This window comes from Alcaligenes sp. Marseille-Q7550, assembly GCF_965112015.1.
Genome location: NZ_CBCOPU010000001.1, coordinates 261,332 through 283,683, shown reverse-complemented (window position 1 = coordinate 283,683; position 22,352 = coordinate 261,332). Strand labels below are relative to the sequence as shown.

Annotated in this window: 18 protein-coding genes, 2 pseudogenes and 1 CRISPR repeat array; of the genes and pseudogenes, 12 read left to right on the top strand and 8 right to left on the bottom strand. The window is 64.1% G+C overall.

The genetic code is table 11. The annotated features are described in order from the left end of the window. Nucleotides 1–26: 26 nt before the first annotated feature. The 7 genes from ACWPWO_RS01310 (at nt 27) to ACWPWO_RS01280 (ending at nt 6,286) form a co-directional block, all read left to right on the top strand. Nucleotides 27–806 carry an ABC transporter ATP-binding protein gene (locus ACWPWO_RS01310; protein WP_454003819.1) on the top strand — a complete coding sequence of 260 codons (780 nt, stop codon included), beginning with the start codon at nt 27–29 and terminating at the stop codon, nt 804–806. 91 nt (nt 807–897) lie between these two features. Further along, nucleotides 898–1,707: a transporter substrate-binding domain-containing protein gene (locus ACWPWO_RS01305; protein ID WP_454003817.1), complete on the top strand. Its 810-nt coding sequence runs from the start codon at nt 898–900 to the stop codon at nt 1,705–1,707. 18 nt (nt 1,708–1,725) lie between these two features. Further along, entirely contained in the window at nt 1,726–2,439 is a 714-nt protein-coding gene (locus ACWPWO_RS01300; protein WP_394063337.1) for an ABC transporter permease, read from the top strand. After that, nucleotides 2,436–3,119 (top strand): ABC transporter permease, encoded by a 684-nt coding sequence (locus ACWPWO_RS01295; RefSeq protein ID WP_454003815.1) that lies wholly within the window; start codon nt 2,436–2,438, stop codon nt 3,117–3,119. The genes ACWPWO_RS01300 and ACWPWO_RS01295 overlap by 4 nt, the downstream gene beginning before the upstream one ends. A gap of 2 nt (nt 3,120–3,121) precedes the next feature. Beyond that, nucleotides 3,122–4,126 carry an asparaginase gene (locus tag ACWPWO_RS01290; protein ID WP_454003814.1) on the top strand — a complete coding sequence of 335 codons (1,005 nt, stop codon included), beginning with the start codon at nt 3,122–3,124 and terminating at the stop codon, nt 4,124–4,126. 299 nt (nt 4,127–4,425) lie between these two features. Beyond that, on the top strand, nt 4,426–4,890 hold the full coding sequence (locus ACWPWO_RS01285; RefSeq protein ID WP_454003811.1) for a helix-turn-helix domain-containing protein: 465 nt from the start codon (nt 4,426–4,428) through the stop codon (nt 4,888–4,890). Further along, complete coding sequence (locus ACWPWO_RS01280) at nt 4,880–6,286, top strand: type II toxin-antitoxin system HipA family toxin (RefSeq protein WP_454003809.1); 1,407 nt, start codon at nt 4,880–4,882, stop codon at nt 6,284–6,286. The genes ACWPWO_RS01285 and ACWPWO_RS01280 overlap by 11 nt, the downstream gene beginning before the upstream one ends. Nucleotides 6,287–6,354: 68 nt before the next feature. On the opposite strand, the gene ACWPWO_RS01275 is transcribed toward ACWPWO_RS01280, so the two are convergent. From ACWPWO_RS01275 to ACWPWO_RS01255, 5 genes are all read right to left on the bottom strand, one after another. Beyond that, entirely contained in the window at nt 6,355–6,828 is a 474-nt protein-coding gene (locus ACWPWO_RS01275) for a pseudouridine synthase (protein WP_454003807.1), read from the bottom strand. A gap of 573 nt (nt 6,829–7,401) precedes the next feature. Next, the gene (locus ACWPWO_RS01270) at nt 7,402–10,056 is read right to left on the bottom strand and encodes a TRAP transporter permease (protein ID WP_454003806.1); all 2,655 of its coding nucleotides are present in this window, start codon (nt 10,054–10,056) and stop codon (nt 7,402–7,404) included. A gap of 170 nt (nt 10,057–10,226) precedes the next feature. Continuing rightward, the gene (locus ACWPWO_RS01265; RefSeq protein ID WP_394063327.1) at nt 10,227–11,225 is read right to left on the bottom strand and encodes a TAXI family TRAP transporter solute-binding subunit; all 999 of its coding nucleotides are present in this window, start codon (nt 11,223–11,225) and stop codon (nt 10,227–10,229) included. A gap of 149 nt (nt 11,226–11,374) precedes the next feature. Next, a complete protein-coding gene (locus ACWPWO_RS01260) occupies nt 11,375–12,253 on the bottom strand; it encodes a MurR/RpiR family transcriptional regulator (RefSeq protein WP_454006221.1) in 879 nt (292 codons plus the stop codon). A 155-nt stretch (nt 12,254–12,408) separates the two neighbouring features. Beyond that, complete coding sequence (locus ACWPWO_RS01255) at nt 12,409–12,684, bottom strand: acylphosphatase (RefSeq protein WP_454003803.1); 276 nt, start codon at nt 12,682–12,684, stop codon at nt 12,409–12,411. 136 nt (nt 12,685–12,820) lie between these two features. Between ACWPWO_RS01255 and ACWPWO_RS01250 the strand changes: the two genes are divergently transcribed. Further along, on the top strand, nt 12,821–15,433 hold the full coding sequence (locus ACWPWO_RS01250; RefSeq protein WP_454003801.1) for an EAL domain-containing protein: 2,613 nt from the start codon (nt 12,821–12,823) through the stop codon (nt 15,431–15,433). Between the two features lies 1 nt (nt 15,434). Further along, a CRISPR array of direct repeats spans nt 15,435–16,013; the repeat unit is 29 nt; unit sequence CGGTTCATCCCCGCTTGCGCGGGGAACAC. 19 nt (nt 16,014–16,032) lie between these two features. After that, entirely contained in the window at nt 16,033–16,170 is a 138-nt protein-coding gene (locus ACWPWO_RS01245) for a hypothetical protein (protein WP_454003799.1), read from the top strand. A gap of 543 nt (nt 16,171–16,713) precedes the next feature. Here the strand turns inward: ACWPWO_RS01245 and ACWPWO_RS01240 are convergent. The 3 genes and pseudogenes from ACWPWO_RS01240 to ACWPWO_RS01230 all read right to left on the bottom strand — a co-directional run. Then, a pseudogene (locus ACWPWO_RS01240) lies at nt 16,714–17,040 on the bottom strand (HD domain-containing protein); the annotation flags it as partial. Continuing rightward, nucleotides 17,016–17,429 carry a CRISPR-associated endonuclease Cas3'' gene (locus ACWPWO_RS01235; protein WP_454003798.1) on the bottom strand — a complete coding sequence of 138 codons (414 nt, stop codon included), beginning with the start codon at nt 17,427–17,429 and terminating at the stop codon, nt 17,016–17,018. The pseudogene ACWPWO_RS01240 and the gene ACWPWO_RS01235, both read right to left, overlap by 25 nt. Nucleotides 17,430–17,649: 220 nt before the next feature. Further along, nucleotides 17,650–18,630: pseudogene (locus tag ACWPWO_RS01230) on the bottom strand (DNA recombination protein RmuC). Nucleotides 18,631–19,202: 572 nt separating this feature from the next. On the opposite strand from ACWPWO_RS01230, the gene ACWPWO_RS01225 reads away from it, so the two are divergent. The 3 genes from ACWPWO_RS01225 to ACWPWO_RS01215 all read left to right on the top strand — a co-directional run bounded on the left by ACWPWO_RS01225 (nt 19,203) and on the right by ACWPWO_RS01215 (nt 22,348). After that, nucleotides 19,203–20,183 carry a Bug family tripartite tricarboxylate transporter substrate binding protein gene (locus ACWPWO_RS01225; protein ID WP_394063315.1) on the top strand — a complete coding sequence of 327 codons (981 nt, stop codon included), beginning with the start codon at nt 19,203–19,205 and terminating at the stop codon, nt 20,181–20,183. Nucleotides 20,184–20,414: 231 nt separating this feature from the next. Then, nucleotides 20,415–21,218, top strand: coding sequence for a 2,5-didehydrogluconate reductase DkgB (gene dkgB / locus ACWPWO_RS01220; RefSeq protein ID WP_454003795.1), 804 nt, complete (start codon nt 20,415–20,417; stop codon nt 21,216–21,218). Between the two features lie 119 nt (nt 21,219–21,337). After that, nucleotides 21,338–22,348, top strand: coding sequence for an acyltransferase (locus ACWPWO_RS01215; protein ID WP_454003794.1), 1,011 nt, complete (start codon nt 21,338–21,340; stop codon nt 22,346–22,348). Nucleotides 22,349–22,352 lie beyond the last annotated feature (4 nt).

The following is a 22,352-nucleotide window of genomic DNA, read 5'->3' as shown; positions in this document are numbered from 1 at the left end:
TTCCATTCGACCGCAAGGAAGTGCCTGTGAGCCACACTGACACGAACGCGGCCGTCCAAGTACGCGACATCCACAAGCGCTTCGGCAGCAACGAGGTTCTCAAGGGCATTTCGCTCAGCGCCCACAAAGGCGACGTGCTGTCCATCATCGGTGCGTCCGGCTCAGGCAAAAGCACGCTGCTGCGCTGCGTCAACCACCTGGTCGTACCCGACCAGGGCGAAGTCCAGATCGGCGCCGACATCCTGCGCAGCCATCGCAACCGCAAGGGGATCTGCGTCAGCGACGATCCCCGCCTGCTGGAACAGGTGCGCGCCCGGCTGGGCATGGTCTTCCAGAATTTCAACCTGTGGTCGCATCGCACGGTGCTGCAGAACGTCACCGAAGGGCCTTTCCACGTCAAGCGCCGCCCCGCCCACGAAGCCGCCGACTACGCGCGCGAGCTGCTGGCCAAGGTGGGCCTGAGCAACAAGTGCGACGCCTACCCCGCCGAGCTCTCCGGCGGCCAGCAGCAGCGCGTGGCCATCGCCCGCGCCCTGGCCATGGACCCGGAGGTGCTGCTGTTCGACGAACCCACTTCCGCCCTGGATCCCGAGATGGTCGGCGAGGTGCTGCGCGTCATCCGCCAGCTGGCCGAGGAAGGCCGCACCATGATCCTGGTCACCCACGAGATGAACTTCGCCCGCGAAGTCTCCAGCCAGACCGTCTTCATGCACAACGGCCTGGTCGAGGAATCCGGCCTGCCCCGGCAGTTGTTCGATGCGCCCTGTTCGGAGCGCCTGCGTCAATTTTTGCAGCCCATGCAGTAAGATCACTGCTTCCTCAACACGACACCGGCTGGGACGGCGCCCCGGACACACGCGGCCCGCCGCCAGCCCATCTACAAAGGAGAGCCAGACCATGAAATTCATCAGCAAGACCCTGATCTGCGCCAGCCTGGCCCTGCTGGGCAGCCAGGCGGCCGTGGCCGACACCCTGAAGATCGGCACCGAAGGCGGCTACCCGCCATGGAGCATGGTGGACGCCGCCGGCAAGGTCACGGGCTTTGACGCCGATGTCGGCCAGGCCCTGTGCAAGCAACTGGGCGCCGACTGCAAATTCGTGGTCCAGGCCTTCGACAGCCTGATCCCCTCGCTGGACGCCAAGCGCTTTGACCTGATCATCTCGGGCATGTCCTACACGCCCGAGCGCGCCAAGCGCATCAACTTCAGCATCCCCTACGCCGTGGAAGACGCGATCTTCGTGCTGCCCAAGAAGAGCGAACTGGTCAACGCCGACAAGGAACAGACCATTTTCGACGGCCTGGCCGGCAAGACCATCGGCGTGCAGGGCGGCACCACGCACGGCGCCTACCTGAGCAAGATGGCCCCCAAGACCACGGTCAAGAACTACGACACGCTGGACCAGATGCAGATCGACCTGGACGCCGGCCGCCTGGACGGCACCTTCGCCGACCTGACCTCGCAGTCCAAGTTCCTGCACAAGGTGGGCGAGGAGAACTTCGCGCTGTCCAAGCTGGTGATCAAGGGCTCGTCCGATCCTGAAACGCTGGGCTACGGCATCGCCGTGGGCATCCACAAGGACAACGCCGAACTCAAGGCCAAGGTGGACGCCGCCCTGTGCAAGCTGATCGAAGACGGCACCATCAAGTCCTCCAGCGAGAAGTGGTTCGACATCGACATCTCCAACTACGAGATCTGCAAGAAATAATCCGAGAAGCACCACTTGATGCTAGACACCATTTTCAACGTGCTGCGCGAGGGCTGGGGCTGGATGTTCCTGCGCGGCGTGATGATGACGCTGGTCATATCCATTCTGGGCATGGCGCTGGGCGTGGTCATCGGCATAACGGGAGCCAGCATCAAGACCTCCGGCCCGCGCTGGCTGCGCGGGCTGGTCAGCCTGTACACCACGGTGGTGCGCAGCATCCCCGAGCTGCTCATCATCTACCTGCTGTTCTTCGGTTCGGTCCAGGCCATGTCGGACCTGGCCGACCTGATGCGCTGGGAAGACGCCATGACGCGCTGGTTCCCGGCGCTGGTCGGCGTGCTGGCCATAGGCCTGATCGCCGGATCCTATAGCGTGGAAGTCTTTCGCGGCGCCCTGCAGGCCATCCCCGAGGGCCAGATCGAAGCCGCCAAGGCCATCGGCATGCCGGCCTGGATGCGCCTGAAGCGCATCATCCTGCCGCAGATGTTCTGGTACGCCCTGCCCGGCGCCAACAATGTCTGGCAGACCGCCCTGAAGGACACCGCCCTGATCTCCCTCGTGGGCCTGGTGGAGATCATGCGCGCGGCCACCCTGGGCGCGGCCAGCACCCGCGAGCCCATGGCCATGTACCTGATCGCCGGGGTGCTGTATTTCCTGATCGGCGCGCTCAGCCAGGCGCTGTTCGTGCTGGCCGAACGCTACACCGGCAAAGGCATGAGGGCCCGGGCATGATAGACCTGGACCTGTTCACCACCACGCTGCAGACCCTGTTCAAGGGCTTTGGCCTGAGCGTTTACATCGGCCTGTGGGGCATCGTGCTGTCGCTGGCCGTGGGCCTGTCGCTGGCGCTGATGCGCCAATCGGGCAACCGCGCCCTGCGGGGCTTCGCCTTCGGCTACAGCACGCTGTTTCGCGGCACTCCCTTGCTGGTGCAGCTCTTTCTGCTGTATTACGGCGTGGGCACCCTGCCCTTCGTGCGCCATTCTCCCGCCCTGTGGTGGCTGTTCAGCGACGGCATGCGCTGCGCCATCCTGGCCATAGGCCTGAACAGCGGCGCCTACGTGGGCGAAGTGTTCCGGGGCGGCTTCCAGGCCATCCCCACCGGCCAGATCGAAGCCGCCAAGGCCATCTGCATGTCGGTCTGGACGCGCTTTCGGCGCGTGGCTTTTCCGCTGGCCATACGCCAGGCCCTGCCCGCCTACAGCAACGAGATCGTGCTGGCCATCAAGGGCACCAGCCTGGCTTCCACCATCGCGGTGATGGACCTGACCGGCCACGCCAAGCGGCTGATGAACCAGAACTACGCCATCATCGAAACCTTCGTGATCGCGGGCCTGCTGTACCTGCTGATCAACTTCACCCTGCTGTCCGGCGTCCACCTGGTGGAACGCTGGCTGAAAGTGCGCCGCTGACCATGACCGCCAAGCCCAGCGCGTCCCGTCCAAGACTGGCCCTGGTGGGCACGGGCGGCACCATCGCCGCCACCACGCAGTCCAGCACGGGACTGACCGACTACGACATCACCGAAGGCGTGCACGCCCTGCTGCATGCCGTGCCCGAGATCCAGGACCTGGCCGAGCTGGAATGCCATCAGGTCTTCAATGTGGACAGCCGCGCCATGAGCTCGCTCATGCTGCTGGAGCTGTCCCGGACACTCAATGAATTGCTGGCCCGCCCGGACCTGGACGGCGTGGTGCTGACCCACGGCACGGACACGCTGGAGGAAAGCGCCTTCTTCCTGCACCTGACGCTCAAGACCCGCAAGCCCGTGGTCCTGACCGCGGCCATGCGTCCGGCCTCGGCGCTGAGCGCGGATGGTCCGCTGAACCTGTACAACGCCGTGCGCGTGGCCTGCGCCCCCCAGGCGCAGGGCCAGGGCGTGCTGGTGCTGCTGAACGACCAGATCCACAGCGCCCGCTTCCTGAGCAAGCAGCACACCACCCAGACCAGCGCCTTCGGCTCGCCCGACGCCGGCCCCCTGGGCCTGGTCGCCGCCGGCCAGGCGCGCTTTGCCATGCGCTGCCTGCTGCCGCACACGCTGGACAGCCGCTTCGACGTACGCGGGCTGGCCGCGCTGCCCAGGGTGCAGGTCTTCTATGATCATCCGGACACGCTGGCCGAGCTGTACCGCAGCGCCGCCCAGAACGGCGTGCGCGGCATCGTGGTGGCGGCCACCGGCAACGGCAGCCTGACGCCCGGCACCCTGGAAGGGGTCAGCCGCGCGCACCGCCTGGGCGTGGTCTGCGTGCGGGCCTCGCGCATCCACGCCGGCCCGGTCACCGACAGCGCCTATGACCAGGACCACCACACCATCGCCGCCCACTGGCTGCCTGCCCAGAAAGCGCGCATCCTGCTGATGCTGGGCCTGGCCGCGCAGCTGGACGGGAACGAGCTGCAGGAACTGTTCCGCACTTACTGAGCCTGAAGTACATACGCGATTGGCCATCGGCGGATCGATGCGCCAGAGGCGTGGCAGACCAAGAAAACCAAAACCCTCAATGTTTGCAATAATAGTCCTTGTCAATATTAAGGACTGTTATTGCAAACATTAATTGCCTGATCAGGCTATCCAAGTACTGGGACTTTACCTACAATGTTGCTGATATCAGTCTTTAGCTTTACTAAAGACTGTTATTGCAGACATTGAAGCCATCCTTGAGCCTGCACTTCTTTCAGAGCAGCCCGAGGTGAACTCGACGTCAGTGAAGGGTAAAAATCATGAAATACGATGAAGCACAGCGCACACCGGCCAAACGCTTGGAAGAGGCCAAAACCATTGGCCGAAAGCTCCATCAACTGCGCGTCGCCCACGGGATGACCCAAAGCGACGTGGCCGCGCGTGCCGGCGTTTCTCGCTCCACCGCTGTCTTGCTTGAACAAGGCAACGAAAGTCGAACCCTGTCTCAGATACTGCGCTACCTGCATGCGATGGAACCAGAGCTTACGTTATCGGGGCTGCTCAATGGCGAGTCCGGCGCTGTTCGCAATTTCAATAACGCGACCAGGGTGCAGCGTGTATCCAAAAGCAGCGCCAGCAAGCCCCTGAGATCGCGAGGTCTCAGCGCCAAGAATACGCATGTCGGCCAGGACAAGGCTCAAGCTGAGGATGACAGACCCAATGCAGGAAAGAACTTATCCAGCCCAATGACTCCGGACTCGGCCAAGGACAAGTATGACTTCTAAGTCGCGCAATCCCTACAGTCGGCCGCCCAATGAGGTGGCTGTGTTTGCGCACGTGGCCGACGTGGATAAGGGAAACGACTTTGTTCCGGCAGGACTGTTGGAAGACGCCGCTTCTGACGCGCCCAGCTTTACCTACGGCAGGCGGTATGTACAGCGCCGCAACGCTATCGAGATAGACCCTGCGGCGCTACCCCTTGCCCGCGAACAAGGCGGGAAGAGGCATTTTACTTTGCCAGGACTCAAGGAGTTTGGAGGACTGCGCGATGCAGCTCCGGATGCCTGGGGGCGGCGTGTCATCGAAAACAAGCTGAAGGTGGGGTCGGGCGTGCTGCCGGAGGTGGCCTATTTGCTCGAGGCCGGCGTGGACCGGGTAGGCGCCCTGGATATTCGACTCGCCCTCACTTCACCTGCAAAAGCACCTGCAGCAAGAGAGCTGACGCTTGAGCGGCTGCTTGAAGCGGCGGACCGCATTGAAAACGATGAAGACATAGGCGAGGATCTGGCCGGATGCTTTGAAGGGCTGGGCAGCGCCGGCGGAGCGCGTCCCAAGGCTTCTGTTCGGGACGACCGCGGCGTGCTGTGGCTGGCCAAATTTCCGTCAAGGTCTGATCGCGTATCCAACGCCGTGCTCGAAGCAGGCACCTTGGAGCTGGCGCGTGCGGCGGGCCTGTGCGTGCCTCCCGTCCATATTCAGCATGTGGGCAGCGCCCAGGTGCTTTTCATCCGAAGGTTTGATCGTTATTGGGCAACGCCAGGGGCTGTTCCACCGATTGGCCATGATGGCTGGCTGCCGGTACCCTCCGAGCAAGATGCGTCCGTCGTCGAGGGACGCATCGGCTTTTGCTCGGCCATGACGCTCATGGGCATCGATGAATACGGGGCTCGTGAGAGCTCCTATCAAGCGCTTGCCCTGAAGCTGCGCGAGCGGTGCTTGCCCGCCTTCATCGCCCGGGATTTGCGTGAGTTATTCAAGCGTCAGGCCCTGAACATCTTCGTCAACAACAACGACGATCACTTGCGAAATCATGCGTTTATCTATGACCTTGCCGGCGGAGGATGGAGACTGAGTCCGCTATACGATGTGCTGCCCATGAATACGGTGGCCAGCGAGCGCTATTTACATCTCGAGCTGGGCGAGCAAGGAAGGCTGGCCACACTGGATAATCTCATGACCCGTTGGCCCGTGTACTTTTCCAGTCGCCGAGAAGCGATTGGCGCTCTGCATGAAGTATGGGTCGTGACCAGAGGCTGGAAACCGTACTTTGAGCAGTTCAACGCCTCAGCCCGCGACATGGCCCATCTGGAAGGGGCGTTCCGGCGGCTGGGTAACTTGGCCTCTCCCGCCCTGGAAAAGGAATTGAGAGCGTTTGAGAGTCAACGAGCGTATTCCCCGTAAGCGATCGACTCTGGAATAAATTCTGCTTCAGGGTCAGCGGCAGTCGACTGCTGACCCGCACCGACGACTCACGCCATACTGCCAGACGGCACGCAGTGCAGGCAGCGCTCGCTGCTGAAGCAGCGCTCCTGCCCGCTGACCGGATCGATGAAGGCGATATGCCGCGCCAGCAATTGCAAAGGCTGATCGAAGTCGTCGTCCTCGCGCGGCGGCAGCAGGTCGGGATAGAACACATCATTCAGGATGGGCGCGCCCAGGCTGCTCATGTGCAGGCGCAACTGATGCTTGCGCCCGCTGTGGGGCCGCAGCCGGTACAAGGCCAGGCGGCGGCCCTGTCCGTCGAACCAGTCGCGCTCGCGCACGATGTCCGTGCGGCTGTTGGGTTCGCCCTCCGCCTCGCGCATCACGAACAGGCCGGGCACTTCCTCCATGCGGCTGGCGTAGGTCCGGCCGGCGGCCGGCAGGTCCAGAAAAGGCGCGACGGCTTCGTACTCCTTGTCCACGCGGCCCTGCTGGAACAGAGACTGGTAGGCGCCGCGCAAGGCCGGATCGCGGCAGAACAGCAGGATGCCGGCCGTCTCCCGATCCAGGCGCGTGCAAGGGAGTGATGCCGTCCTCGCCGAAATGGCGGCGCACCCGCGTGAGCGCCGTCTCCAGCAGATAGCGCCCGCCCGGCGTGGTCGCCAGGAAGTGCGGCTTGTCCACGGCGATCAGGCGCTCGTCGGCATGCAGAATGGGCATGTCGAAAGGCACCGGGCGCTCGTCCTCCACCATGCGGAAGTACCAGAGCCAGCGGTCGGGCTGGTAGTGCGAGCCGGACTGCTGCACACGGCCTTCGCTATCCAGGATGTCGCCGCGCGCCAGGCGCTCGCGCAGCAGCGCAGGGCTGACGTGGGGAAAGCGTTCCAGCAGAAAATCATCCAGCGTGCGCCAGGGGCCGCGCGGGCACCAGACCTTGCTGGGCGTCACGCCGTCGCGCGCCGGCACGGGCGGCCGGGCTTTGTTCACATTAATGTTCAGATAAAACAAAAAAGCCCGCCGGACAGGCGGGCCGGACAATCCATGCCATCCAGTTTACTACCGCAGCCCGCCGGAGAGCAGGCTGCGGCACGGGTTCAAGCCGGGACGGCGGCTCGGCCCGCCGGGGCGCGCCGCATGCGCACGCCCTGGCGCACCCACAGCCAGGCCAGGATCAGGAAGGCCGGGATGAAGACCCAGAACTCGGACGGCCGATCCGGATTCGGCACCTTGACCTGCTGGATGTCCCAGCCCTGCTCCCATCCGGCGCGGCGCGCCGGGCTGCCGAAGGACACCGAGGCGATCTGGGCCGTGTCGCCGAAGGCCATGACTGTCAGGCCGGCCATGGACAGGCGCCTGGTGGCGGCCGCCGCACCGGTGGCCGTGTCGCCGTCGGGCAGGCCGGGCACCGCCACGGCCACCGTCTTCTGCAGCTCGTCGCCTTCCAGGTTCATGCCGGCCAGTTGCACCACCAGGTTGGCGCCGGGCGGCAATTGCTCGACGACCTGCATCAGCTCCGCGGGCGGACGACTCTGATACTTGTCGGCCATGTGATTCATGAACCAGTCGGGACGGAACAGCATGAACGTGGCCGCCAGCAGCAGCGCGACCTCCAGCCAGGTGGCTCGGGTGCGGAACCAGCGCATGGTGGCCGCCGAGAACGCCATGGAGGCCACCGTGGCGCCCACCACCACCAGGATCAGCTCCCAGGTGCTGTGTATGCCGATCAGCAGCAGCATGGGGTTGAAGATGAACATGAAGGGCAGTACGGCCGTGCGCATGGCATAGGTCACGCCCTGGATGCCGGTCTTGATGGGGTCCTCGCCCGAGATGGCGGCCGCCGCGAAGGTGGCCAGGCCGACCGGCGGCGTGATGTCCGCCATGATGCCGTAATAGAACACGAACATGTGCACCGCGATCAGCGGGATCACCATGCCGCTTTGCGCACCCAGTTCCACCACCACGGGGGCCATCAGCGTGGCCATCAGGATGTAGTTGGCCGTGGTGGGCATGCCCAACCCCAGCACCAGGCAGACCGCCGCCGTGAAGAAGAGCATGGCCAGCACATTGCCCATGGAGACCAGTTCCACGAAGGCCGTCATGCGCAGGCCCAGACCCGTCAGCGTGATGGCGCCCACGATAAGGCCGGCCGTGCCGCAGGCAATGCCTATGCCCACCATGTTGCGAGCGCCTTCCTGCAGGCCGACCACGGCTTCGCGCAGCCCCTGACGGGCGGGCTCGGCCAGCGCTTGCTTGCGGAACCAGGCGATCAGCGGCCGCTGGGTGACCATTGGGAACAGCATGGCCATTACCGCACAGAAGGCGGACAAGCCGGCGGACATGACTTCCACTGTCAGGCACCAGACCAGGATGCCGATCGGGATCAGGAAATACAGGCCGGCCCGCACCGTGGGCCAGGGTTCGGGGCGCACCGGATTGGTCACATTGATATCGGTGGGCAGGTCATCGTGGCGCGCCGCCACGCCCAGCAGGAACACGTACAGCACCAGCAGCAGGAACAGCAGGATCCAGATCGCCGCCTCGCCGGCCGCCGCCTGCACGCCCACGCCTATCCAGTACACCAGGCCCATCACGATGAGCGTGCCGGCAATGCCCATGCCCCAGCCGGCCAGTTTCTGGCCCATGGTCCTGGTCGCGCCCGAACCCATCATGGGCTTGATGCCCAGCTTGAGCGCCTCCAGGTGCACGATGTAGAACAGGGCGATGTAGGAAATCACGGCCGGCAGCAAGGCGTGGCGGATGATGTCGGTGTAGGGAATGCCGACGTACTCGATCATCAGAAAGGCCGCCGCGCCCATCACCGGCGGCATGATCTGGCCGTTCACCGACGAGGCGGTTTCGATGGCGCCGGCGCGGATGCCGCCGTAACCCGCCTTTTTCATCAGCGGAATGGTGAAGATGCCGCCCGTGACCACGTTGGCCACCGACGAGGCCGACACGATGCCGTTCACCGCCGAGGACATCACGGCCACCTTGGCCGGTCCGCCGCGCAGGTGGCCCAGCAGGGCGAAGGACACCTGCATCATGTAATTGCCCGCGCCGCAACGGTCCAGCAGGGAGCCCAGCAGCACGAAGATGAAGATGTAGGACACCGACACGCCCAGGGCCACGCCGTAGACGCCTTCGGTGGTCAGCCACATGTGCGAGACCAGGCGCTCCAGGGAAGCGCCGCGATGCGAGAGCGCATCGGGCAGCCAGGGGCCCAGGAAGATATAGGCGATGAAGATCACCGCGAGCACGGCCATGGGCGCGCCCAGCGAGCGGCGCGTGGCTTCCAGCAGCAGCACCAGGCCGGCGCTGGCCACCACCACGTCCATGGTGGTGGGAATGCCCGGCCGCATGGCCAGCTCCTTGTAGAAGAAGAACAGGTAGGAGCCGCAGAAGGCCGCGACCAGCGCCAGCAGCCAGTCGTGCGCCGGGATGCGATCACGGGCCGATTTCTTGCGCGCCGGATAAGCCAGGTAGGCCAGGAACATGGCGATGCCCAGGTGCAGGGCGCGCGCCTCGGTGTCATTGAAGATGCCCAGGTTCAGGGCGAAGGGTATGGGCGAGGCATACCAGAGCTGGAACAGGGACCAGCCCACGGCGGTCAGGAACAGGATCATGCCGGCGACGCCGGCCACGGAGCGGCCGCCCCGGTCCACATCGGCGACCAGCTGTTCCAGCTCGGCCGTCTCGTTCTGCGTCAGGGCCAGGTCGGGCCCTGCTTCTTGGTGTTCTTGTCGTGTCATCGCTTCGTCTCCAGGAAAGCCTGGCTCTTGATCCGGTCGGGCCGGACCGGCGCCCGCGGGCGCCCGATCAGGAAGACCGTCCGAAGGGACGGTCCTGGTTCAGGCAGGCCGCCGCAGCGGCCCGGCACGCCTGCCCCGACCGGCCTGAACCGGTCGGCGGCAACGCGGATTTACAGCAGCCCTTTTTCCTTGAAGTACTTCTCCGCGCCGGGATGCAGGGGAGCCGACAAGCCGTTCTTGACCATGTCTTCCTTCTTCAGATTGGCAAACGCCGGATGCAGACGCTTGAAGTCGTCGAAGTTGTCGAACACGGCCTTGACCACGGTGTAGACCGCTTCGTCCGGCACGTCTTCCGAGGTGACGAAGGTGGCCAGCACGCCGTAGGTCTGGGTATCGTCGGGATTGTTGGGGTACAGGCCGCCGGGGATGGTGGCCTTGGCGTAGTAGGGGTAGGTTTCCACCAGCTTGTCCACCGCCGCGCCGGTCAGCGGCACGAGCTTGGCGCCGCAGGACGTGGTGGGATCCTGGATGTTGGCCGAGGGGTGGCCCACGCCGTAGATGAAGCCGTCGATCTTGCCGTCGCACAGGGCCGGGCCGTGCTCGTCGGGGCGCAGCTCGGAAGCCAGCGAGAAGAAGCTGTTGTCCAGGCCCATGGCCTGCAGCAACTGGTCCATGGAGGCGCGGGTGCCCGAGCCGGGATTGCCCACATTGAAGCGCTTGCCCTTGAAGTCCTCGAACTTCTGGATATTGGCTTCCTTGCGCGACAGAACCGTGAAGGGCTCGGGGTGGATGGAGAAAACCGAACGAAGCTTCTTGAAGGCGCCCGCATCCTTGAACTGGCCTTCGCCGTTGTAGGCGTTGTAGCCCACGTCCGACTGCACCACGCCCAGGTCCAGCTCCTTGGCCTTGATGGTGTTCACATTGAACACCGAGCCGCCCGTGGATTCGACCGAGCAGCGCACGCCGTGATCGGAGCGGTCCTTGTTCACCAGCCGGCAGATGGCGCCGCCGGCCGCGTAGTACACGCCGGTCACTCCGCCCGTGCCGATGCTCACGAACTTCTGCTGCGCGCTGGCCGGCAGCGGGCTGGCCAGCATGGCGCACATGGCCGCGGCGGCGGTCAGCGCCAAGGACGTTTTCTTGCCTGTTTTTTTGAATACGTGACGCATCACTCTCTCTCCCTTTGGGGATGTCCCCGGTTTAATGGCCGGCACTCGGGCCGGTTTTCACTGTCTGGCGCCCGTCCTCTTGTGAAGGCGGGCCGCCGGAATGTCGCGTTCGGACCCCCAGGCGGGGTCCATGCAGAAGGCCGGCGCGCTCAAGCGCTGCCTGCCTCCCGCCAGTAGATCTGCTGTGCCTGGAGCATGGATTCCATGCGCGTCAGGCGCTGCACCACGGTATCGCCGCCCATGGCGGCGATGCGGGCCAGCAAATGCTCGGCCAAGGCTACCGGGCCGACCATGGAATGAAAAAAACTCGCGGGCTGGCGCTCGCCGGGCACCGCCTCGAACAGCAGCACGTGCCGCGCCCCCTGCGCGATCGGGGACAGCGCGCTGTCGGTCAGCGCCACCACCGTCACGCCGCGCTCCCGGGCCTGGCGCATGCTCTGCACCGCCGCGCGCACATAGGGCGCCTGGCTGATCACCACCAGCACGGACTGCCTGCCCAGGGCGCCCTCCAGTTCCAGGATGACGTCGGCCGAACGGTTGAGCAGCACGCCGCTGCCGCGCATGAGCTGGTAGGCGTAATGCATCTGGAACGCACAGCCGAAGCTCGAACCCATTCCCAGAAACCCCACCTTGCGCGACTCCAGCAGGCATTGTGCCGCCGCGTCCAGCGCCGGCACCGGATTGAGCCGCAGCACCGACGCCAGGGCGGACTCCTGCTGATGGCGCAAGGCCAGGGTCTGGCGCGGATTCTCCCGCCCGCCCTGCAGGCCGCGCGCCCGGCTGGCCATGCTGCCCGTGCCGTTGTGCAAGGCCTGCTGGAACGGCGCGCGGAAGCTGTCGTAGCTGTCGTAGCCCGCGGCCCGCGCCAGGCGCAGCATGGTCGCCGGCGCCAGGGACAGGGCTTGCGCCTGCTTGCGCATCGACCACAGGCCGACTTCAACCGGATGCTGCTCCACCCAATGGGCGGCGCGGCGCAGTTCGGGAGTCAGCTCGGGCAAGGCGCGCTGCAGCCGGGCCAGGGGTTCCATTGCGTCCACCACAGGTCTCCTGGAACAGGATAAAACGCATGTTAACCTGAACAAGGACTGAAAAAACAAATGTTTTCTCAGGGTTTGCCCGCAGATAAACGCAGCAAAATCAATGCTTAATATTTAAAATATCCAGCCAAGATCCGGGGAAGCGGTCAGCGGATCTGGAAGCTCCCGTATTGCTTGTCCGAATAAGACCGCTGCAGATCCACCTGTTCCACCACGGCCAGATCGGGCCCGCGGTGCAGCCAACTGACCATACGGTCCAACTGGTCAGGGTCGCCCTGCAGCACCAGCTCCACGGAGCCGTCCGCCGCGTTGCTGACCCAGCCGTTCACCCCATACAGATGCGCATGCCGCACGGCGGCCGCCCTGAAGCCCACGCCCTGCACCTTGCCCCTGACCCGAACGTCCAATGTTTCCTGACTCACGATGTCTTGCTCCTGCAATTTGATTCCGGGATGCGGGCGCCGCTGCCCCGCGTCCTGATATTCAGTTAATCTAGACGCACCATTGTTGCATGTCCGCCCTACTCCCTGATTGCCTGTTTTTTCCGGCCCTTTCATCATGAATCTGCCCCGCCTTCTTCATCTTGCGCTGCGCCGGGCGACTTACGCGCTGGGCGGGGCGGCGATCGCCCTGCTGGCGCCGCTGGCCATGCCGGGGGCGGCGCAGGCCCAGCCCACGCTGGTACGGGTGGGCGTCTACGACAATCCGCCCAAGCTGTTCCTGGACGGCCAGGCCAGGCCCGCGGGCATCCTGGGAGAGCTGCTGCTGGAGATCGCGCGGCGCCAGGGCTGGACCATAGAAACCGTCCAGTGCGAATGGCAGCAATGCCTCAATGCCCTGCAAAGCGGCCTGGTCGACCTGGTGCCGGGCGTGGCCCACAACCGCATGCGCGAAGCGCTCTACAGTTTCCACGCCACGCCGGCGCTGGAGGACTGGTCGCAGATATTCACGGCCAACGACACCCTGATCCGGGCCATCAACGACCTGAAAGGCAAGCGCATCGCGGTCATGGCCGGCACCTTGCAACTGACCCAGTTGAACGCCATCCTGGAGAACCTGGACCTGCAAGCCCAGATCGTCACGGCCTCCTCGCAGGCCGACGCGCTGGAGCTGGTGCGCCGTGATCAGGCCGACGCCGCCGTGGTGGGCCATCTCTTCGGCCTGCGCTACGCCGGCGACTACGGCCTGAAGAACACCGCCATCCGCTTCGAGCCCACCAGTTCCTACTACGTCACCGCCAAGGGCCACCATCCCGAACTGCTGGCCGCCATCGACGCACAGCTCAAGCAATGGCAGGACAAGGCCGATACCTTCTACACCGACACACTGAGCCAATGGGGCATACGGCTGATCGAGAAGCCGCCCAAGCCCTGGATCATGCCCTCGCTGACGATCCTGGCCGCGCTGCTGGCGGTCGCCCTGCTGACGCTCTACCTGATGCGCGGCGGCCTGCGCCGCCAGCGCCAGAAACTGGTGCGGACCGAGCACCGCATGCACACCGTACTGGATGCGATCGACGCCTATGTCTTCATCAAGGACAGCCATTTCCGCTACCTGTACGCCAACCGCAAGATGTGCGAGGACCTGAACTACACCGCCCAGAGCATCGTGGGCAAGACCGATCAGGACCTGTACGCCAACAAGCAAACCATCAACGAATTCCGCCGCAACGACGAGCAGGTACTCTACAGCGGGGAGCGGCTGGCCGCCGAAGAAATCGTCCGCGACCGCAAGGGCGAGGTGCGGGCCACGTTCTTCTCCGTCAAGATGCCCGTGCGGGATCCGGACACGCAGCAAATGGTGCTGTACGGGATCTCCACGAACATCTCGGCCCTGAAGGCCACGCAGTCGGAGAACTACCGCCTTCCCTTCTACGACCCGCTGACCGAACTGCCCAACCGCCGCCTGCTGCTGCAACGACTGGAACAGCATCTGCTGACCGTGGAACCCTGCCAGAAACCCAGCGCCCTGTACTTCCTGGACCTGGACCGCTTCAAGCACATCAACGACGCGCGCGGCCACGCCATCGGCGATTCGCTGCTGCGCCTGGTGGCGCGCCGCCTCTCGCTGCTGATCGATGCGCAGGACATCGTGGCGCGCCTGGGCGGCGACGAGTTCGTCATCCTGAAGATGCTGCGGCCGGGCTCCCTGGACCAATGCCGGCAACAGGCGCTGGACTTTGCCGAACAATTGCGCGCGCGCCTGGAAGAGCCTTACATCATCGAAGGCCATTCCTATCTGAGCAGCAGCAGCATCGGCCTGGCGCTGATCACCGACAAGACCCTGAGCGCCGAAGAACTGATGCGCCAGGCCGATACGGCCATGTACCGCTCCAAGGAAAGCGGCCGCAACCAGATCACCTTGTACGAACCGGGCATGCAGGAAGCTCTGGAAGAGCATCTGACGCTGCTGCACGACCTGAGCTTTGCCATAGGCTCGGACCAACTGCGCCTGTTCGTGCAATCACAGTACGACAAGCTGGGGCGCATCAGCGGCGCGGAAGTGCTGCTGCGCTGGCACCACCCCACGCGCGGCGTCCTGACGCCCAACCTGTTCATTCCCCTGGCGGAGAGCTCCGACCTGATCACGCCCCTGGGAGACTGGATCATGGCCGCGGTCTGCGACCTGCTGCTGCAGACCCAGCCGGCCGCCTTTCCCATCTCCCTCAACGTCAGCCCCATCCAGTTCCGCCGTCCCGACTTCGCCGCCCGCACCCGCCAGATCCTGGAGAGCAACGGCGCGCCCGCCCACCGCCTGATCTTCGAGATCACCGAAGGCGTGCTGATGGAGGACTTCGTCTCGGCCAGCGCCATGATGCGCGAACTGACCGGCCTGGGCATACGCTTTTCCATGGACGACTTCGGCACCGGCTACTCCAACCTGGCGGCCATCAGCCGCCTGCCGCTGTACGAACTGAAGATAGACCGCAGCCTGATCGTGGGCGTGCCCCTTGAACAGGACGCCAACGCCATCGTGCGCACCGTGCTGGCCATGGCCCGCCAGCTGCGCCTGCACGTGGTGGCCGAAGGCATCGAGAACGAACAGCAGAAAGCCTTCCTGCTGCGCCGCGGCTGCCACGCCCTGCAAGGCTACCTGCTCAGTCCCCCGCAGCCCATCGAGCAATGGGTGGAAGTCGTGCGCCAGGAATACGCACGGAATCTGTTGCCCTGACCGCTCATTCCCCGCTTGCGCGGGGAACACCCGTACAGCACCTGGTTGAGCGCCTGCTGCGTCGGGTCATCCCCGCTTGTGCGGGGAACACTCGTCCGCGAGGATCAGAGGTGGATCTACGGCCGGTTCATCCCCGCTTGCGCGGGGAACACACCGGTATTGTGGGCGACGAGTTCCCGCGTGCCGGTTCATCCCCGCTTGCGCGGGGAACACATTACGATCATGATGCGCCGTCTGACCATGATCGGTTCATCCCCGCTTGCGCGGGGAACACTCACCTCGGAGGACATCGTGTCACTGTCTCCGCGGTTCATCCCCGCTTGCGCGGGGAACACGAAATGAATGGCCTGCAATCCGCACCCGACGCCGGTTCATCCCCGCTTGCGCGGGGAACACTGGTGTCACCCAGTACGCCTCATCGAGATACCCGGTTCATCCCCGCTTGCGCGGGGAACACGCCGATCAGACGCCAGAATGACCGTGCCGCCAACGGTTCATCCCCGCTTGCGCGGGGAACACCCGGCCCAGCGTAACGCGATTCGCAACGCGATCGGTTCATCCCCGCTTGCGCGGGGAACACACATATAGGCGTCGGCGGCATGCACTTCGTCGAACACCAGCACTTTCCTGCTCAGACCCAGCAGGCGCAAGGACTGATGCTTGCGCGGCAGGACCGCCAACAAGGCCTGGTCTATGGTACCCACCCCAACCGGGGCCAGCAGCGCCTTCTTGCGTGAATCCCCCAGCCACTGATTGCACCGCATGGTCGCCGTCTCGTCTCCGCTGGCGTACATTCCATCGTCCTGATCCTGCGCCTGCACGGCCTGTCTGAACGCCGGATGCATGTCCCGGGCACCATGCGCCAGCACGATGCTGGGCGCCGAGCCATCAGGCCGGCGCAGCATCTGCAAGTAGTAGTCCGCCACGCGATTGAACATGGCATTGGACGTAGCCATGGTCGGCAAGCCAAAGTAGAAGCCGTCGGCTGCGCCCGCCTGCAGCAAGCGATGCGTCAAGACCAGCGCCGCCTCGGTCTTGCCCGCCCCGGTCACATCTTCCAGGATGAAGAGCTGCGGCGTGTCGTCCACGTGGACCTTCTGGGCCCAATCCTGCAAAGGGGAAGGTGAAAACTGAAAATGCTGTTCTATGGACTGGAAGGGGGATACCGTCGGCATATCCGCCAGCTCGGCCTGCCTCAAGGCCCTGTCCGCCTTCGCCAGCGTCTTGTCCCAATATGTCTGCAAAGGCTCAGGTTCTGCTTGATACGGGAAAAACTCCCGATTGGAGCCCAGCCAGTCCGCCAGCACCACGATTCCGGCCAAGGGCCAGCTCAGTTGTTTGGCGTGCTCCTTGAAAGATCTGTCCGCCAACACCGCCGCCAGCAAAGACGCGGGAATCAGCTCTTGTATTTGCGTGACATCCTTCAAAAATTCGGCTGCGGCGCTGACATTATGCGCATCGATGTATTTATTGTTCCCCAGCAATTCCAACTGGTGCCGATCAATAGGCCGGCCATGATGTCCCAACGAAGACTCCATCAGGACCCATAAATTATTTGCCGCCTTATTTTTTTCACGTGAACTTAAGGTTTCCCAGTCCGGGCACAAGGCGAGAATATCCTGACCCAATTTTTCCCAGAAATACCCCCCAGCCTGTCATGATGAGCTTGATCCGCATCGTAGGGATGAGTCGACTTCCCAGGCCAGAGACGTTCGTCGGGAAAGGGGTTCAAAGCCTGGAAGGCAGAGGAAAATTTGCCTAGGTCATGCAGCACGACCAGCAGGACGACCAGGCGGATGAAATCATCCGTGCTCATGCCCAGGAAATCAGCCATGTGTTGCGCCATGTGCCGCCTGGCTTGTAAGAACCGATAGGCGACAGCAGCCACATCCAGGCTGTGATAGACCAAGAGGTGAAAGTCCGCCTTCCCGGAAATACTGGTTTTTCTATCCAGCTTTCCCCAATAAAGGTGATACGGTTTTTTTTCTTCCGACACGACGCTTTCTGATAGAAACTCTTACAAAGCAAATCATATCGGAAAATTAATTATTTTTCCCTCTTCCAGGACCAGCCTGTCATTAGGCACAGAAGGCCCAAATATTTCGATCCTTTTTATTTAAGAATCCTCTGGGAGAGCCAAGCGGCAAGCACTCGCTGCGGCTCGTAATGCAATGCGAGGCATATACCGCAGCGATAGCTCCTGCTGTCGCGTGGATTTATAAGGCAGCATTCCGCCCTTCCTGCCCGGCCTCCCCGCCCAAAGCCCAGTCCAGCCGTTCATGCTCGATGTCCCCGTGCCAGGGCTCGATGGCTGGCGGATTGCGGTTGGCTCGGGCGGAGAGTTCGGCGAAGCGGCTGACCTTGCCGTACAGGCCTTGCTGGCCGGCCAGGGCCGTGACGGTGCTGTTGTAGTGCTTGCCCGCCTGGCCCAGGGTCTCGCCCAGCTTCTTCAGGCGCTCGGCAAGCAGGGAGGCCTGGTTGTAGAGCTCGCCGGCGCGCTGGCTCAGTTCGTGCGCCTGCTCGTTGCTGCGCACCATCATCCACACATTGGCCACGGTGCGCAGGATGGGCAGCAGCGTGGTGTGCGAGACCATCAGCACGTTCTTGGACAGGCCGTAGTCGAACAGGCCGTGGTGCTGCTGCAGGGCCTGCATGTAGGCGGCCTCCACGGGCACGTACATGAAGACGAAGCCGGGGCTGCCCAGGCCCGGCAGGGCGCTGTAGTCCTTGGCGGACAGGTCGTCGATGTGATTGCGCAGGGCCTGGACGTGAGCCTGCAGGCTCTGCTGGCGCTCGGCCTCGGACTCGGCGCGCACGGCGCGGTCGTAGTCCACCAGCGAGACCTTGCAGTCGAGTACCAGATGCTTGTCCTGCGGCAGATGGATCACGAAGTCCGGGTAGCGCAGGCGGCCCTGCTAGTCGCGCGCCTGCCATTGGGTGTCGAAGTGCACGCCGCGCACCAGGCCCGCCACCTCCAGCGTCTTTTCCAGCTGCGTCTCACCCCAGTTGCCGGTGGTCTTCTTGTCGCCCTTGAGGGCGACCGCCAGCGAATGGGCCTCCGCGCTCATGCGCAGCCCCATCTCCTGCATGCGCTGCAGCTCCGCGCCCAGCGCGGCCTGGCCTTTGACGGATTCGTCATGCACCTGATTGACGCGCAGCTGGAAGCTCGCCAGTTGCTCGCGGAACGGCCGCAACATCTCGTCCAGGGTGCGCTGGCTGTCCTGGCGCAGGGTTTGCCCCTTGGCTTCCAGGATCTGCTGCGCCAGGGATTCGAACTGCAGCCGCATCTGCTCGCGGCTGCTGTCCAGGTCGTCCCGTATGGCCTGGTTGCGGGCCTGTTGCGCACGCAGGTCCGCATCACGACGGATCAACTCCTTCTCCAGGTCCGCCGCCCTGTCCCTGGCCTGCTCGGACAGATCGCGCGTCGCGGCCAGCTCCCGCTCCAGGCGCGCCCGCTCATCCTCCAGGGCGTACGGCGCGGGCGCCGCCATGCGGCCGCGCCCCCGGGCGCCCAGCGGGCCGCCCAGCGCCAGCGCAGCCAGCACCGCCACGACCCATATGCCATCGAATTCAACATTCATCCGTCATGCTCCCAGACTGCATTCTGCTGCCATCATACCGAGGCTCGTCGGCCGCGACTTTTAGCTTTATAAACATATTATTTAAACGTATAAGATCAAACGGTTATATGGCGTCGCGTCATGATAAATTAATTGCGTAAAACGCCGCCGCGTCAGCGGGCGGCACGCCTTTTTTCTGTGGATCCATCATGTCATTTTCCCTGCGCGCCCTGCTGGGCACCCTGGCCTTGGGCCTGGCTTTCAATTCCATGGCCGCCGCCGACTGGCCGCCCGCCGGCAAGGCAGTACAGATCATCGTACCCGCACCCGCCGGCGGCGGCACGGGCGATTCCATCGCTCGCCTGATCGCCGAAGGGCTGGCCAAGGAGCTGAACGGCAATTTCGTCATCGACAACCACGGCGGGGCCAACGGCAACATCGGCGCCGGCATCGCGGCGGCGGCCAAGCCCGACGGCTCCAAGCTGCTGTTCTCCTGGGCCGGCACGCTGGCCGTCAGCCCGGCCCTGTACCAGAAGCTGCAGTTCGATCCGCAGAAGAGCTTCGACATGATAGGCCTGGTGGCCGAAGTGCCCAACATCCTGGTCGTCAGCCCCAACCTGCCCGTGGACTCGGTGAAGTCCTTCGCGGACTACGTCAAGCAGCATCCCGGCCAGGTGAACTTCGGCTCCACCGGCAACGGCAGCTCCATGCATCTGGCCGGCGAGCTGTTCATGGCCCAGACCGGCACCAACATGCTGCACATCCCCTACAGCGCCCCGGGCCAGGCCACCACCAACCTGATCACCGGCGAGATCCAGGCCATGTTCCAGCTGATTCCCGGCATCGTCGGCCAGGTCAAGGCCGGTCAGGTCAAGGCGCTGGCCGTGACCTCCGCCACGCGCGCGGCCACGCTGCCCGACGTGCCCACCACGGTGGAGCAAGGCTACCCCGAATTGCTGTCCTCCACCTGGTTCGCCCTGCTGGCGCCCAAAGGCACGCCGCCCGAAATCATCGCCAGCGCCAACCAGGCCCTGAACAAGGTCCTGGCCCAGCCCGACGTCAAGGATAAGCTGGCCAATCTGGGCGCCACCACTCTGGGCGGCACCCCCGCCCAGGCGGACGCCCTGCTGGATAGCGAACTGAAGAAATGGGCCAAGATCGTGGAAGACGCCGGCATCTCGGTGCAATAGGCTTCCCCGCCCGACGGACCGGCCGCAAAAGCGGCCGGTTTTTTTGTCCCGCCACTTCTCCTGAATAGCTGCAGACATAGGATTGATGACTAAAAGTCAAATGTATTTGACAGACACAGGGCTTAATTCGCAAAGATTAAAAAGGCAAACTGTAGTCCATCGATAAGCAGTCCAGGGCGGCGAACCCGCTCCGGGTTCCATTCCGTCTTAGACCTGATACAGGAGTCTTACATGAGCATCCCTTCCTTTGGTGTCGGCACCTTCCGCCTGACCGGCCAGACCGTGATCGATTCGGTCCGCAACGCGCTGGACCTTGGCTATCGCTCCGTCGACACGGCGCAGATCTACTGCAATGAGGCCGACGTCGGCCAGGCCATCGTCCAGAGCGGCGTACCGCGCTCCGACTTGTTCGTGACCACCAAGATCTGGACCGACAACTACGCAAAATCCAAGCTCGTGCCCAGCCTGCGCGAGAGCCTTGAAAAATTGCGCACCGACTATGTGGACCTGACGCTGATCCACTGGCCGGCCCCCGGCAACGGCGTCGAGCTGCCCGAATACATGGAAGCGCTGGCCGAGGCCAAGGCCCTGGGCCTGACCCGCCGGATCGGCATCTCCAACTTCAATATCGAGCTGACGAAACAGGCTATCGCCGCGGTCGGCAAAGGCGAGCTCGCCACCAATCAGATCGAGCTGAGCCCCTACCTGCAAAATGCCAAGCTGACGGCTTTCCTCCGGGAGCAAGGCATCGCCGTGACCTCCTACATGACCCTGGCCTACGGCAAAGTGCTCAAGGATCCCGTCCTGGCGCAGATCGCGCAAAAGCACCAGGCCACGGTGGCGCAAGTGGCGCTGGCCTGGGCGCTGCAGCTGGGTTACGCGGTGATTCCGTCCTCGACCAAGCGCGAGAACCTGGCCAGCAACCTGCTGGCCCGCGACCTGAAGCTCGACGCCCAGGACATGGCGCAGATCGCCGCGCTGGAGCGCAACAGCCGCGAGGTCGATCCCGAGGGCCTGGCCCCCGCGTGGGACTGAGTGCCGCCGCGCCCCGACACATCCAGTCAAATCTGGACGCCAAATCCCGTATTCGCGGGACAAACCGGAAACGTTTGGCCGTTAGGATGAAGTGGTCCGACAAGCACAGGCTCTGGCCCATGAACTGGATCACCAACACCCGCATCGTCGCCATATTTTCCGTCGTCTGGCTGCACATCGCCGCCTACGCGGTGCTGAACGCCGAGCTGGGCAGTCCCGACTGGTGGAGCGGCAATCTGTACGACGCCGCCACCCGCTGGTGCGTGCCGGTCTTCGTCATGGTCAGCGGCGCCCTGCTGCTGGAGCCCCGGCCCGAAGAAAGCATGAGCCGTTTCTACCGCAAGCGCGCCGCGCGCATCCTGGCGCCGCTCTTGTTCTGGACGGCCTTCTACCTGCTGTGGACCGCCTTCAAGCAGCACTGGTGGACGCCGCAGGCCGAGCCCTATCCCTACCTGCAACGCCTGCTGGAGGGCCGGCCCTATTTCCACCTGTGGTTTCTGTACATGATCGTGTTCCTGTATCTGTTCACGCCCTTTCTGCGGCGTCTGGTGCAGGCCTGCCGGCTGCGGCACCTGGCCGCCCTCACGGCGGCGGCTTTCGCCCTGTCGGCCCTCAGCACGCTCAGCAGCGCGGACCTGAAGACCAACTCCACGCCATTCTTCACCTGGTTCCTGTCCTACCTGCCTTACTTCCTGCTGGGCTACCTCGTGCGCAAGGCGCCGCTGGCCGTGCCGCGCTGGCTGAGCCTGGCCGTGCTGCTGGCCTCCATCGGCGCCACGGCCTGGGGCTGCTATGCCCTGGCCACGCTGCACGACCTGCAGACCGGAGCGTATTTCTACGACTACCTGAGCATCACGGTCATACCCATGTCCCTGGCGCTGATCCTGCTGCTGCGCGATTGGGAACAGCCCTTGATCAGCCCCGCGGTCAGCCGCCACCTGGCCGAACTGACGCTGGGCGTGTACCTCATCCATCCCTGGCTGATCGACCTGATGTACCGCTACCTGTTCACGGCGCTGGATTTCAACGCCATCTGGTCCATTCCCGTGCTGGCGGCCGGCATATATGCCGCCTCCCTGGCCCTGGCCGCCCTGTTCCGGGCCACGCCCGGCCTGCGGGCGGCGGTCTAAGGCG